Raw genomic sequence first — 12881 nt, 5'->3', positions numbered from 1 at the left:
TGACGGTATAACCTGGCCAGAAGGAGGCAATATCAATATGATGCACGGCGACAGCAGGGTGATGGTGGTGGTGTGTTTGGAGACAGCCAGTTTACCAGCACCCTGTCTGTCAACTTCCACTTCCCCAAGATCCCGCGAAGAACCATTTTTGAACCCTGTCACATCACTTATTCCCCCTTTGGTTATAATTTGCCATCCCGTAATGGATATACCTCGCTCATCCCCTGCTTGAGTGCTCCTCATTAGTGTTTTTCGCTATGAAAAGCCGGAACGACAGACTGGGCGAGACCGCCATCGCTCATCGCCAAAGGAAGTCGCCATGGTCAACACCATCAGCCGCCCAGCAGAACCAGAGTCCGACCTGGCCCAGCTCGACGCCTGCCGCCAGATCATCGGCCAGCACTGTTACAGCACCCAGGAGGAGATCCGCCGCGAGCTCTCCGCCCGCGGTTTTGCGGACATCAGCCAGTCCACCATCTCCCGCCTGCTGCGCCGTCTCGGGGTCGCCAAGGCCCAGAACGCCAACGGCAAGAAGGTCTACACCCTGGTGGACGAGCAGCTGGAGCCCGCCGGCAGCACCCGCTCCATCCACGACATGGTGCGCGCCGTGGTCCACAACCAACAGATGGTGCTGGTGCATACCACCCCGGGGGCCGCTACCGTGGTGGCTCGCCTGCTGGATCGCAACGCCAATCCCGAGATCCTGGGGGCCGTGGCCGGCAACGACGTGGTACTGATCGCCCCGCGCCACATCAGCCGAACCCGCCAGGCTCACGCCGCCGTGGTGCGCACCCTGGAAAACGCCCGCTGACCCCTGCTGGATGCCAGAAGGCGACCCCGGGGTCGCCTTTTTGTTGCCCGCGCGGCAAGAAGTCAGGCCACGGGAGAGGCCGGGCGCCCCGCCTTGCCTGCCATAAAAAACGGGAGCCCCAGGCTCCCGTTGTTATCCCTATGTCTGTCGGCATTCATGCCAGCACGGCACCCAGGCTCAGGCAGAGCACGATCAGCACGGTCAGCATGCCGAGCAGCGGGGCCACCCACTTCAGCCAGCGCACATAGGGCACCTTGGCGATGGCCAGCCCCCCCATGACCACGGCGGAGGTCGGGGTCACCAGGTTCACCAGCCCGGAGGCGGACTGGTAGGCGGTGACCACCAGCTCGCGGCCCACGTTGGCGAAGTCGGCGAGTGGCGCCATGATCGGCATGGTCAGCACCGCCAGACCGGAGGAAGAGGGCACCAGGAAGGAGAGCACCACTTCCAGCACGAACATCACGTTGATGAAGACGATGGTGGAGAGGCCGGTCACTATCCCCTCTGCACTGTGCAAGATGGTGTGGGTGATCATGCCGTTGTCCATCACCACCACGATACCGCGGGCGATACCGATGATGAGGGCCACGCCGAGCAGATCGCGGGCACCGTCGATGAAGTTGGAGGTCAGCTCCTCCTCGCTCATGCGGGAGATGACGCCGACGATGATGGCGGCAGCCAGGAACACGCCGGAGATCTGCGCCATCCACCAGCCCAGCACGGCCACCCCGTAGATCATCACGGCAAAGGCGGCGACGAAGATACCCAGCACGATCTTGCGGGTGGTGGTGAACTCCAGCATCTGGTCGCTCTTGTTGCCAAGGAAGTGGGCACGGTTCTCTTCCCACTTGTCGGCCACCAGGGACTTGCTGGGATCGCTTCGCACCATCTTGGCGTAACGCATCACATAGGCCACGCAGATCAGCCAGCCGGCCACCAGCATGGCAACCCGCAGCCAGATGCCGTCGGTGAAGGAGATGCCGGCCGCGTTGGCGGCGATCACGGTGGCGAACGGGTTGATGGTGGAGCCCAGGGTACCGATACCGGCCCCCAGCAGCACGGTCGCGGCGGCGACCACGGGGTCGAAGCGGGCCGCCATCATCACCGGCACCAGCAGGGTGTAGAACGGCAGAGACTCTTCCGCCATGCCGTAGATGGTGCCCCCTGCGGCGAACAGCGCCATCAGGATGGGGATCATCCACTCTTCACGGCCACGCAGGCGATCGGTGACGCGCTCGATACCAGCATCGATGGCACCTGTCTTGGTCACGATGCCAAGGAAGCCACCGATGATCAGGATGAAGAGGGAGACGTCGATGGCGCCAGCCTCATAGGTGTCGTGGTTGTAGAGACCGTCGATAGGTGCCAGCAGCACGTCGACGATCCCCTGGGGATTGGCATCCACCAGTTTGTAGGTACCGGCCACCGGCACTTCCTTGCCGAGGGCCTCGTTCATGGTCATCTCGTATTTGCCGGCCGGCACTATCCAGCTCAGGGCGGCCACCAGGGCGATCAGCACAAACAGTATCGTGTAGGCTGACGGGAACTTGAATTTGGTCATGGTCCAGCTTCCTTCTGTGGGTGTGGTATCCATGCAGGCTGCGGGTCGTAGGGTTGGAGGTATTATACCGCTGTCACATGGTTGAAAAGCCGGGGGTCACCCCCCGGCACCACTGACGACGTCAGTCGCCCAGCGTAGCCACCATCACTGCCTTGATGGTGTGCATCCGGTTTTCCGCCTCGTCGAACACGATGCTGTGCTCGGATTCGAACACGTCCTCGGTCACTTCCAGGCCCTTCATGCCATATTTGTCGGCCACTTCCTTGCCCATGGTGGTCTCGTCGTTGTGGAACGCCGGCAGGCAGTGCATGAACTTCACATCCGGGTTCTTGGTCGCGTTGATGACGTCCATGTTGACCTGATACGGGGTCATCAGCTTCACCCGTTGATCCCAAGCTTCCTTCGCTTCACCCATGGAGACCCAGACGTCGGTGTAGAGGAAGTCGGCACCCAGCACACCCTCTTTCACGTCTTCGGTCAGGTGGATGCGCGCACCGGTCTCTTCGGCGATGAGGCGGCAGGTGGCAACCAGCTCCTCTTCCGGCCAGAAGGCTTTCGGCGCCACCAGACGGATGTCCATGCCCATCTTGGCGGCGCCCACCATCAGGGAGTTGCCCATGTTGTTGCGGGCGTCACCCAGGTAGGCGAACTTGATCTGATCCAGACGTTTGCCCTTGCCGTGCTCCAGCATGGTCATGAAGTCCGCCAGGATCTGGGTCGGGTGGAATTCGTTGGTCAGGCCGTTCCAGACCGGCACACCGGCGTGGGCCCCCAGCTCTTCGACGATCTCCTGGCCGTAGCCGCGGTATTCGATGCCGTCATACATGCGGCCCAGCACCCGGGCGGTGTCCTTCATGGACTCCTTGTGACCGATTTGGGAACCGCTCGGGCCGAGGTAGGAGACTTGCGCGCCCTGGTCGAAGGCCGCCACTTCAAACGCACAACGGGTGCGGGTGGAGGTCTTCTCGAAAATCAGGGCAATGTTTTTGCCGGTCAGGTGTTTGCGCTCATAGCCACCGTATTTGGCTTTTTTCAGGTCGATGGCCAGATCGATCATGTATTGGATTTCGCGCGGGGTGAAGTCCAGCAGTTTCAGGAAGTTACGGTTACGCAGATTAAAAGCCATGATGAGTTCTCTCTATATTTGTTCAGACCAATTTGGCAGTGTTATTGACTACGCAGTTGTTCAGACCAGAGCCTTGGCTCAGGCATTGACGGTATTGGTGGCGACGATGTTGGTGCCGGCTTCCCCCTTGAGGATGGCGAGGCCATCTTCCAGGGAGCCGATGCCGACCATGCCGCCGGTCGCCTTGACGAATTCGCAGGAGGCTTCGACCTTGGGCCCCATGGAGCCGGCATCGAACTTGACGCCGGCCAGCTCGTCCGGGCTGGTGACCCGCAGCGGACGCTGGGTCGGTTTACCCCAATCCAGATAGACGGCATCGGCATCGGTCAGGATCAGCAGGGCGTCGGCCTTGATCTGCTTGGCCAGGTAGGCGGCTGACATGTCCTTGTCGATGACGGCTTCGATGCCGGTCAGGCTCTGGCCATCCCAGGTCACCGGGATGCCACCACCACCGGTACAGATGATGAGGTGACCCTGGGCGATCAGGGTTTCGATGGCGTCGCCTTCGACGATGCGCTGGGGCAGCGGGGACGGCACCACGCGGCGGAAGAACTTGCCGTCTGCCTTGACCACCCAGTGCTTCTCGGCAGCCAGGGTGTGGGCTTCCGCCTCTTCGTAGACGGGGCCGATGAACTTGGTCGGGTTGGCAAACGCCGGATCCTCGGGATCGACCTGCACCTGGGTCAGCAGGGCGGTGACGTTGCGGCTCGGCATCAGGTTCTTCAACTCCTGGATCAGCATGTAGCCGATCATGCCCTGGGACTCGGCACCCAGCACATCCAGGGGATAGGGGGAGACCTTGGTGTAGGCGCTGTTCTGCAGGGCCAGCAGGCCGACTTGCGGGCCGTTGCCGTGCACCAGCACCACGTTGTACTCCTCGGCGATGCGGGCGATGGTCTTGGCGGCGGTGGCGATGTTCTTGCGCTGGATGTCGGCTTCCAGAGGTTCACCGCGGCGGAGCAGGGCATTGCCCCCCAGGGCGACGACGACAGTTGGTTTTTTCATGGGTGTTACTCTCGAATTCTGGTGTGTGTGGCGCCAGCCTCTGCCGGCGCCACGCCGTCTTGTCAGATGCCGTCGCGTTCCATCGGGCAGCTCATGCAGCGGGCGCCACCGCGGCCACGTCCCAGCTCTTCACCCGGGATGGGCAGCACAGTGATGCCGGCCTTGTCGTACTTCTCGTTGGTGTAGGTATTGCGCTCGTAACCCACCACCACGCCAGGGCGCACGGTCAGCACGTTGTTAGCATCGTTCCACTGCTCGCGCTCGGCCTCGAAGGTATCGCCACCTGTGGTGATGAGCTTGAGCTGATCGACACCCAGTGCCTTCTCGATGGCGGTGACGAAGTAGCCCTCTTCCTTGATGTTCATGCCGGTGGCACCGCCCGGAGTCAGGCTCCAGCAGTTCACATCCTTGCGGATGACTTCCGGATAGACGGAGAAGGTGTCGACATCCATGTGGGTCATGACGGTGTCGAGGTGCATGCAGCTACGGTGTTTCGGCAGCTCCATGGCGATGACCTGCTTGGCCTGACCGTGCTTGAACAGGCTGCGGGCCAGATGCTCCACCCCTTGCGGCGTGGTGCGCTCGGACATGCCGATGAGCACGGCGCCACGGCCGATGACCAGAACGTCGCCCCCTTCGATGGTGGAGTTGTCGTAGTCGCGCTCCTCGTCACCGAAGTACTTGATGAACTCCTGACCGGCAAACTGCGGGTGCCAGCGGTAGATGGCCTTCACGTGGTTGGTCTCGCGACGACGGGCAGCCTTGGCCATGGGGTTGATGGAGACGCCGCCATAGACCCAGCAGGAGGTGTCGCGGGTGAAGAGGTGGTTGGGCAGCGGTTCGATGATGAAATCGGTCGGGGCATGCATGCCGACCACCATGTTGACGCCGCTGTAGGGCATCTCGGAGTAGGTGAGGCCGCCGGAGAGGATGCGGGCCAGCTCGCGGTGAGGCATGTCCGCCAGGAAGCAGCGCACGTCGTTGGCCAGGGCAGTGCCGAGGCGATAGTCGGAGACCTGGTGTTGCAGCAGCCAGGCTTTGGCTTCCGGCACGTCCAGGGTTTCCGCCAGCAGATTGGTCAGGAGGAAGACTTCGACATTCTGATCGCGCAGTACCTGAGCGAATTTGTCGTGCTCCTGACCGGCACGTTCCACGGACAGGACGTCGTCAAACAGCAGATCCTGGCAGTTGGAAGGGGTCAGACGCTTCAGACTGAGGTTGGGGCGGTGCAACATGACACGGCGCAACTGGCCAACTTCAGAACCTACATAAAATTTGCTCATGATGATATTCCGTCTAGCAGTGGTCCCTGCGAGTGATTGAATAGATTCCTTCTATTCAGGCTCGTGGCTAAGGCGGGATATTCTTTATGTAGGGTACTCGGCTTGTGTTCTATCCTGCCCTTGCCTTTCGACGCAGAGATTAGGTCTGGCAACTCCACCAAACTTGGACATTGATCACATTCACCCGAGACTGCATAAATTCAGAAGTTAATTTATGATGGAGTTTACATATCTGACATTTCCCTCACCCTCCATCCGGCATAAATACGCAATAAATCCCCAATATATTCCACAAAGAACGCAATTCCATTCATCCATGATATCCACAAATGGATAGTCACCAATAAAAAATATCAAATAAATCATTACATTAAAATCAAATCGCTCATTTTTTGAATAAACTTCACCCACCTTTGAATTTATCCTCGCTTATCATCCCGTTTGCTCTCACATAAATAATCACCTGCTCCTTTATCGCTGAATAATCCATCTATTGTCCCAGATCATGGCGGCCTGCCCGGGCCAGATGGCGAGCCTCATTGCCAAGTCGTGTGCACTATCTCTTTTATATGGATATGCATTTTGCACGCATCCTGATGGCGGCTTTTTCACCGACCGGAGTGCAACCGGGATTCAAAGTTTTTTCATTAGTTGAATTTTTTCAGTCACCTTGCGCCGATTTCGGGTTCGCCTTAACTCAAAAAGTGATGCTTGTTACATTCGTTCCCGTCACCAAGGAGATAACCATGAAGATCCCGTCGCTGTTTCTGCTCATCGCCCTGGTCCTGCCCATGACACCGGCCCTGGTGCATGCCCAGGGAGCCCCCGCCATGCCGCTGGTGGTCTGTCACGTTGACCAGGCACCCCAGATGCTGGTCCCCGCCTACCGTCTGTCACGTTGACCAGGCACCCCAGATGCTGGTCCCCGCCTACCTATGCCAATGGCACGGTGGCAGCCAGCATCCCTGACCCTCTCGCCCAAGGGGAGGCGATCTCCTCTTGGGTCATCTCAGCTTTCCCTCCTTTACCTCCTTTATCTCCTGAATGGGATCCGGACCACGCCACCTGCATCATGCCCGTTGCCCTCCTCCACCCTCATCTGCGATCGACACTGACCGGCCTCCCCGGATTCTGAACCGCAGTTAAACGCCTTGTGAGACATTCGCCATCGACTGCGTAAGCAAAGTGCCAACAAAATTCTCGCCATAGTCGGAAGATGCGCGTGAAAAAACAGCATGATAGAACATTAAAGCCATGATTTTAAAAAAGATAACTTCATTATCCTTTCGCGGGAAACCAGTTTGAAAAAAACGTTTTTCAGCATGTCATTGTCGCCCTGCGCGAAATCCTTATAGTTACTCCTGCACGGACGCAATGAAGTCGGTCAGGAAGACTGGCTGCCAGGGTTGGGCAAATGGACTCACCACAGGATGTGGTAAAGGACACCTCCCAGGACGGAGAAAGTGCGACGGGAACGGATGACTCGTCAGGCCATGATGGCTAAAGGACACCCCAAAGGATTGGGAAGGGGAAACCTAAAGGAAGAGGTATAGTCAGGGATTGCAGGGAGCAACTTCGTTCAAGGATATGAGCGATAAGACTATCGGGGGCGACGCAAGTCGCCCCCATCTTTTTTGGGTATTTTTCACGTCTGCCCGCTGATGGGTCACCCCGGCCACGATATTGCTGGCCAGGGTACCCGGGACTCGCCCAGCCGGCGCTATTCCAGCCGGAAGTGCCCCACTATCTCCCGCAGCCTGTCATAGGTGCGCTGCATGGCGTTCGAGCTGTCCACGGTGCGCTCGCCATTCCCCTTGAGCTGGGTGATCACCTCGGCGATGGCACTCATGTTGCGATTGATCTCCTCGGCGACGGCACTCTGCTCCTCCGCGGCCGTGGCGATATGGCTGATGAGATCGTTGATCTCCACCACTTCTCCCGCCATCAGATCCAGTGACGCATTCACCTTGCTGGTGTTTTCCGCCGCATCCTGGCAGCTCTGCCGGGTGTTGCCCATGGCAGCCACCACGGTCTGGGTACCCCGTTGCAGCCGGGTCAGCATGGTCTGGATCTCGGCAGTGCTCTTCTGGGTGCGTCCCGCCAGAGAGCGCACTTCGTCCGCCACCACCGCAAACCCCCGCCCCTGCTCCCCGGCCCGGGCCGCCTCGATGGCGGCGTTGAGGGCCAGCAGGTTGGTCTGCTCTGCGATGCCACCGATGACCCCGAGAATCGAGCCGATCTGCTGCACATCTTGCTGCATGGCTTCGATGGAGTGTGCCGTGGTCTCCACCTCCGTCACCAGCGCAGTGACGCTGGCCATGGCCTGATCCACCACCTGACGCGACTGGTTGGCCAGTTGCTGGCTCTGGCCGGTCAGCTGGGCAGTATTGGCCGCGCTCTCCGATACCGAGACGGCAGTACGGCTCATCTCGTTGATGGCGGTGGCCACCTGTTCGGTCTCCCGCACATGCTCCGCCAGCAGGCCCTGGGCTGACCCCGTCTGCCTCGCCAATGCCGATATCCCTTCATTGAGCTGGCCGCTCGCTTGTCTCACCTCCCCCATCATGCCCTGCAACTGCTCGATGAAGCGGTTGATGCCCGCCGAGATCTGTCCGAGATCATCCTTGCTGGTCACCGTGAGCCGGCGGGTCAGATCCCCATTGCCCTGGGAGAGCTCCTGTACCAGGTCGCGCAAGGAGAGGATGGGTCTATAGGCCAGGTTGAGGGCCACCATGGAGAGGGCCAGTACCAGCGCCGCCACCCCGAGCAGGGCCAGGGTGATCTTGCCGTTGAGCGCCTGGGTCATGGCCTGGATATAGTCGAGATCCACATAACCGGTCAGGGTCCACTCGCTGCCGCGAATATCCAGCTTGTTGGGGCGGCTCTCGCTCTCTCCCTGGGGCTTGCTGCTGTAGAGCACCTGTCCCTGACTGTCGGTGAGGGAGAAGTAACGCCCTTCCCCGCTTACCTTGGTCAGCAGCGTCTTGAACTCGCTCATGTCGAGGTAGTAGAGGTAGGCGGAGTCGGCACCGCGCGGCACCAGGATGGAGATGACGGGTTTGCCGTCCAGCTGCTCCAGCGGGCTGACGGTGATCTGGTTGTTGGCGGCGGGGATCAGCTTGCGCAGGGCGTCAACCCTGGCCTTGTCGTCGATGACCCCGTTCGCGTCGAATGCCATGTCGCCAATGAGCTTGACGATGTTGTGAAAGCCGGTCTCCTGCAGCGCCTTCTTGACGCTGGTCACCCCGAGGTTGAGGTTGGCGGCCAGCAGCACCTTCTGGTTGATGTCACCCGCCAGCTTCTCCCTGACCAGGGTGATCTGCTCGTTGATGTTCTGGGTGGCCTGGGTGCGGATGTAGCCGCTGATGAAATGGTTGACGCTGAACCAGGCGGTACCGATGGTGACCAGAATGGCGAGCAGCAACAGCACGTTGATTTTGACTTTGAATGCCATGGTATGGGTCCCTCCAAAGAGAAAGGGCCGGGATGACCCGGCCCTCCCTGCCAATGCTTACTTCTTCTTGGCGTACTTCATGGAGTCCAGGGCTACCGCCAGGATGATGATGCCGCCCTTGATGATGAACTGCCAGTAAGGGCTGACACCGATGTAGGTCAAACCATAGTTGATCAGCGTGAAGATAAGTACGCCGGTGATCACACCCGCGACAGTTCCCACACCGCCGGCAAATGAAACGCCCCCCACCACGCAGGCCGCGATGGCATCCAGCTCGTACATGAAGCCGAGGTTGTTGGTGGCACTGCCGATCCGCCCCGCTTCCAGCATGCCGCCGAAGGCGTAGAAGACACCGGCCAGGGCATAGATGACCACCAGGTTGACGGCGACGTTGACGCCGGACACCTTGGCCGCTTCCGGGTTGCCACCGATGGCGAAGATGTTCTTGCCAAAGCGGGTCTTGTTCCACAGCACCCAGACGAAGACGCTGGCGATGGCCGCATAGAAGGTCAGGTACGAGAGCTTGAACCCGCCAATCCGGATGAAGCCCTGCGCAAAGTTGGAGAAGCGAGGGTCAAACCCGGCCACCGGGGAGGCCCCCACGGAGTCAAAATAGAGGGAGTTGATGCCGTAAACGATGATCATGGTGCCCAGGGTGGTGATGAAGGGCGTCACGTTCAGGTAGGCGACAATCAGGCCGTTGACCAGACCAATCAGGGCCCCCACCACGCACACCAACAGGATCACCGCCGGAATGGGCACCTCCCCCAGGGTGGGGAAGACCTTGTTGACGTTGGTCAGGGCCTGCAGCATGGTGGCCGCGATCAGCGCCGCCAGACCGACCTGACGACCGGCCGACAGGTCAGTACCCTGGGTGATGATGATGCCCGCCACCCCGAGGGCGATGATGACCCGCACCGAGGACTGGGTCAGGATGTTGCTGAGGTTGGTGAGGCTGAGGAAGGAGGGCTCCTTGATCACGATGATCATGAGCAACACCAGCAACACCACATAGATGCCGTTCTCTTTGAGCGCCTGCATCAGATTGAAATTTTTAGCCGACTCCATAATGTCTTCCTGTCTTTATAGGTACAGAGATGCCAGGCGCAGGATCTCGCTCTGGTCAGTTTCTTTGGTGTTGACGATCCCCGCGACCCGGCCATTGCTCATGACCATGATGCGGTCCGTGATGCCGAGCAGTTCCGGCATTTCGGAGGAGATGATGACGATGCCCTTGTCCTTCTTCGCCAGCTCCAGGATGAGCTGGTAGATCTCGAACTTGGCGCCGACGTCGATACCCCGGGTCGGTTCATCCAGCATCAGGATCTCGGGCTGGGTCAGCAGCCAGCGACCGATGATCACCTTCTGCTGGTTGCCACCGGAGAGGGAGCCGATCTGGGTCTGCTGGGTCGGTGTCTTGACCCGCATGGAGTCGATGACCCACTGGGTATCGCTCTTCATCTTGTTGTCGCTGAGCAGCCCCATGGATCCCTTGTAGTTGTCCATGTTGGCGATCAGGGAGTTGAAGGCGATGTCGAGGCGTGAATAGATCCCGGTAGAGCGGCGCTCCTCGGTCACCAGGGCGAAGCCGTTCTGGATCGCCTCGTGGGCGTTGTGGTTCGCCACCTCTTTGCCGTGCAGCTTGATGGTCCCTTCGCTACGATCGCGGATGCCGAACAGGGTCTCCACGATGTCGGTGCGCTTGGCCCCCACCAGACCGGCGATGCCGAGGATCTCCCCCTTGTGCAGGTTGAAGGTCACGTCCTTGATGGAAGGCTGGTTCTTGGCCGTCAGGTGCTCGACCTCGAGGATCACCTCTTTGGGCTGGTTGGTTTTTTCCGGGAAGCGCTGGGTGAGCTCGCGGCCGACCATCATGCCGATGATCTGATCCATGGTCATGCCCTTGAGGGGCTGGGTCGCCACCCACTGGCCATCCCGCAATATGGTGATCTCGTCACAGAGCTGGAAGATCTCTTCCATCTTGTGGGAGATGTAGACGATGCCGCACCCCTTCTCCTTGAGCTTGTTGATGATCTTGAAGAGGTGGTTAACCTCTTTCTCGGTCAGGGAGGAGGTGGGTTCGTCCATGATGACGATCTTGGCGTCATAGGAGAATGCCTTGGCAATCTCGATCATCTGCATCTGGGAAACCGACAGGGTGCCGACCTTGACCCTGGGGTCGATATCGATGTCCAGCTCCTCGAAGATATGCTTGGTGTCCTGATACATCTTGCCGTGGTCGACAAACAGTCCCTTGGTGGGATAGCGGCCGAGCCACATGTTGTCCATCACGGTGCGTTGCAGTACCAGGTTCAGCTCCTGGTGCACCATGGAAACGCCATTCTCCAGCGCCTCTTTGGACGAGGTGAAGTTGATCTCCTGTCCCTTGAAGAAGATCTTGCCCTGATCCTTCTCGTAGATGCCGAACAGGCACTTGAGCAGCGTGGACTTCCCTGCGCCATTCTCGCCCATCAACGCATGCACAGAATGAGGACGGACCCGTAAATTGACATTATCGAGTGCCTTGACGCCAGGAAAGCTCTTACTGACGTCAATCATCTCCAACAGCCATTCTGATTGTTGCCGTGTTGTCATATCAGCCATCACATCTGGTTGAAAAGAGGGCAAGGGGATCTCCCTTGCCCTGAGGGGAGGAATTACTCGAATTGGGACAGGTTGTCTTTGTCTACGCCCACGTAGGCAACGCGGACGACCTTGTTGTCGATCTTCCAGTTGGTGCCTTCACCGGCCGGCTTGCCTTCGGCCAGGTTCTTGGTCAGCTCGAAGGTGGCCTTGGCCTGGTTGGCCGCATCGTTCAGCACGGTACCGGCCATGGCACCGCTCTTGACCATGGCCAGGGCTTCCGGCAGGGCGTCAACACCGAACACCGGGATGGCGGTCTTGCCCTGGGCCTTCAGGGACTCCACGGCGCCCATCGCCATGCCGTCGTTGTTGGCGATGACCACTTCGATCTTGTTGGCGTTCGGACCGGAGATCCAGGCGTCCATCTTGTCCTTGGCCATGGCGGTATCCCACATACCGGTATCCATGTGCAGCTGCTCGGTCTTGATGCCGCCATCGTTCAGAGTCTTGACGACGTAGGTGGTGCGGGCTTCCGCATCCGGGTGGCCAGGCTCACCCTTGAGCAGCACGAACTGGATGACGCCATCCTTGTTCAGATCCCACTCGGGATGCGCTTTCCAGTGCTTGGCGATCAGCTGGCCCTGGATGATGCCGGACTCCTTGGAGTCGGTACCCACGTAGTAGGCCTTGTCATAGCTGGCCAGGTCGGCCGCGCTCGGTTCCTTGTTGTAGAAGACCACGGGGATCTCGTCCGCACGGGCTTTCTCAATCACGACAGGGGCCGCCGCCGGGTCAACCAGGTTGATGGCCAGAGCCTTCACGCCCTTGGCCAGCAGTACGTCGATCTGGTCGTTCTGCTTGGACTGGTCGTTCTGGGAGTCGTTCATCAGCAGTTCCACACCCGGGGTGGCCCAGGGCGGGAGCACACTTTGTTGATATTTTAACCAAAGAATAACTGAGCCCGATAGTCGTCATTCCAGCCGGCTCTTTTTAGCTTGTTTCTCTGACTTCGAGCACCACAATTGCTCTGTTTTACGATATTCAATACGAACCGCCGG

The 12881-nt window shown here is 59.4% G+C and carries 8 protein-coding genes and 3 pseudogenes; 2 read left to right on the top strand and 9 right to left on the bottom strand.

Features of this window, described 5'->3' with window-relative positions; all coding sequences use genetic code 11:
- The first annotated feature begins 319 nt into the window (after positions 1-319).
- The gene (locus MUW49_RS10250) at positions 320-811 is read left to right on the top strand and encodes an ArgR family transcriptional regulator (protein WP_223931870.1); all 492 of its coding nucleotides are present in this window, start codon (positions 320-322) and stop codon (positions 809-811) included.
- 154 nt (positions 812-965) lie between these two features.
- Here MUW49_RS10250 and MUW49_RS10245 read toward each other — a convergent pair whose 3' ends face one another.
- From MUW49_RS10245 to arcA, 4 genes are all read right to left on the bottom strand, one after another.
- Positions 966-2372, bottom strand: coding sequence for a YfcC family protein (locus tag MUW49_RS10245; RefSeq protein WP_010676008.1), 1407 nt, complete (start codon positions 2370-2372; stop codon positions 966-968).
- Positions 2373-2493: 121 nt separating this feature from the next.
- A complete protein-coding gene (gene argF / locus MUW49_RS10240; RefSeq protein WP_041211943.1) occupies positions 2494-3498 on the bottom strand; it encodes an ornithine carbamoyltransferase in 1005 nt (334 codons plus the stop codon).
- 78 nt (positions 3499-3576) lie between these two features.
- Positions 3577-4503 carry a carbamate kinase gene (arcC, locus tag MUW49_RS10235; protein WP_104452125.1) on the bottom strand — a complete coding sequence of 309 codons (927 nt, stop codon included), beginning with the start codon at positions 4501-4503 and terminating at the stop codon, positions 3577-3579.
- 62 nt (positions 4504-4565) lie between these two features.
- Positions 4566-5786: an arginine deiminase gene (gene arcA, locus MUW49_RS10230; protein WP_104452124.1), complete on the bottom strand. Its 1221-nt coding sequence runs from the start codon at positions 5784-5786 to the stop codon at positions 4566-4568.
- Between the two features lie 746 nt (positions 5787-6532).
- Between arcA and MUW49_RS10225 the strand changes: the two are divergent.
- A pseudogene (locus MUW49_RS10225) lies at positions 6533-6755 on the top strand (hypothetical protein).
- Between the two features lie 751 nt (positions 6756-7506).
- Here MUW49_RS10225 and MUW49_RS10220 read toward each other — a convergent pair.
- From MUW49_RS10220 to MUW49_RS10200, 5 genes and pseudogenes are all read right to left on the bottom strand, one after another.
- The gene (locus MUW49_RS10220; RefSeq protein WP_244053389.1) at positions 7507-9240 is read right to left on the bottom strand and encodes a methyl-accepting chemotaxis protein; all 1734 of its coding nucleotides are present in this window, start codon (positions 9238-9240) and stop codon (positions 7507-7509) included.
- A gap of 57 nt (positions 9241-9297) precedes the next feature.
- Positions 9298-10308: a galactose/methyl galactoside ABC transporter permease MglC gene (gene mglC, locus MUW49_RS10215; RefSeq protein ID WP_010676014.1), complete on the bottom strand. Its 1011-nt coding sequence runs from the start codon at positions 10306-10308 to the stop codon at positions 9298-9300.
- A gap of 15 nt (positions 10309-10323) precedes the next feature.
- Positions 10324-11844, bottom strand: a complete 1521-nt coding sequence (mglA, locus tag MUW49_RS10210) for a galactose/methyl galactoside ABC transporter ATP-binding protein MglA (protein WP_010676015.1) — start codon at positions 11842-11844, stop codon at positions 10324-10326.
- 53 nt (positions 11845-11897) lie between these two features.
- Positions 11898-12728 (bottom strand): annotated as a pseudogene (gene mglB / locus MUW49_RS10205) (galactose/glucose ABC transporter substrate-binding protein MglB); the annotation flags it as partial.
- A gap of 35 nt (positions 12729-12763) precedes the next feature.
- Positions 12764-12881: pseudogene (locus tag MUW49_RS10200) on the bottom strand (ISAs1 family transposase); the annotation flags it as partial.

The sequence above is a fragment of the Aeromonas sp. LsrichE-8G genome (genome assembly GCF_022869435.1).
GTDB classification, from domain to species: domain Bacteria; phylum Pseudomonadota; class Gammaproteobacteria; order Enterobacterales; family Aeromonadaceae; genus Aeromonas; species Aeromonas caviae.
This window is presented reverse-complemented; position numbering and strand designations above follow the sequence as displayed.

Coding starts and splice junctions, on each gene's coding strand:
- MUW49_RS10250 (WP_223931870.1), top strand. CDS start 320: ATGGTCAACACCATCAGCCGCCCAGCAGAACCAGAGTCCGACCTGGCC.
- MUW49_RS10220 (WP_244053389.1), bottom strand. CDS start 9,240: ATGGCATTCAAAGTCAAAATCAACGTGCTGTTGCTGCTCGCCATTCTG.
- arcC (WP_104452125.1), bottom strand. CDS start 4,503: ATGAAAAAACCAACTGTCGTCGTCGCCCTGGGGGGCAATGCCCTGCTC.
- MUW49_RS10245 (WP_010676008.1), bottom strand. CDS start 2,372: ATGACCAAATTCAAGTTCCCGTCAGCCTACACGATACTGTTTGTGCTG.
- argF (WP_041211943.1), bottom strand. CDS start 3,498: ATGGCTTTTAATCTGCGTAACCGTAACTTCCTGAAACTGCTGGACTTC.
- mglA (WP_010676015.1), bottom strand. CDS start 11,844: ATGGCTGATATGACAACACGGCAACAATCAGAATGGCTGTTGGAGATG.
- mglC (WP_010676014.1), bottom strand. CDS start 10,308: ATGGAGTCGGCTAAAAATTTCAATCTGATGCAGGCGCTCAAAGAGAAC.
- arcA (WP_104452124.1), bottom strand. CDS start 5,786: ATGAGCAAATTTTATGTAGGTTCTGAAGTTGGCCAGTTGCGCCGTGTC.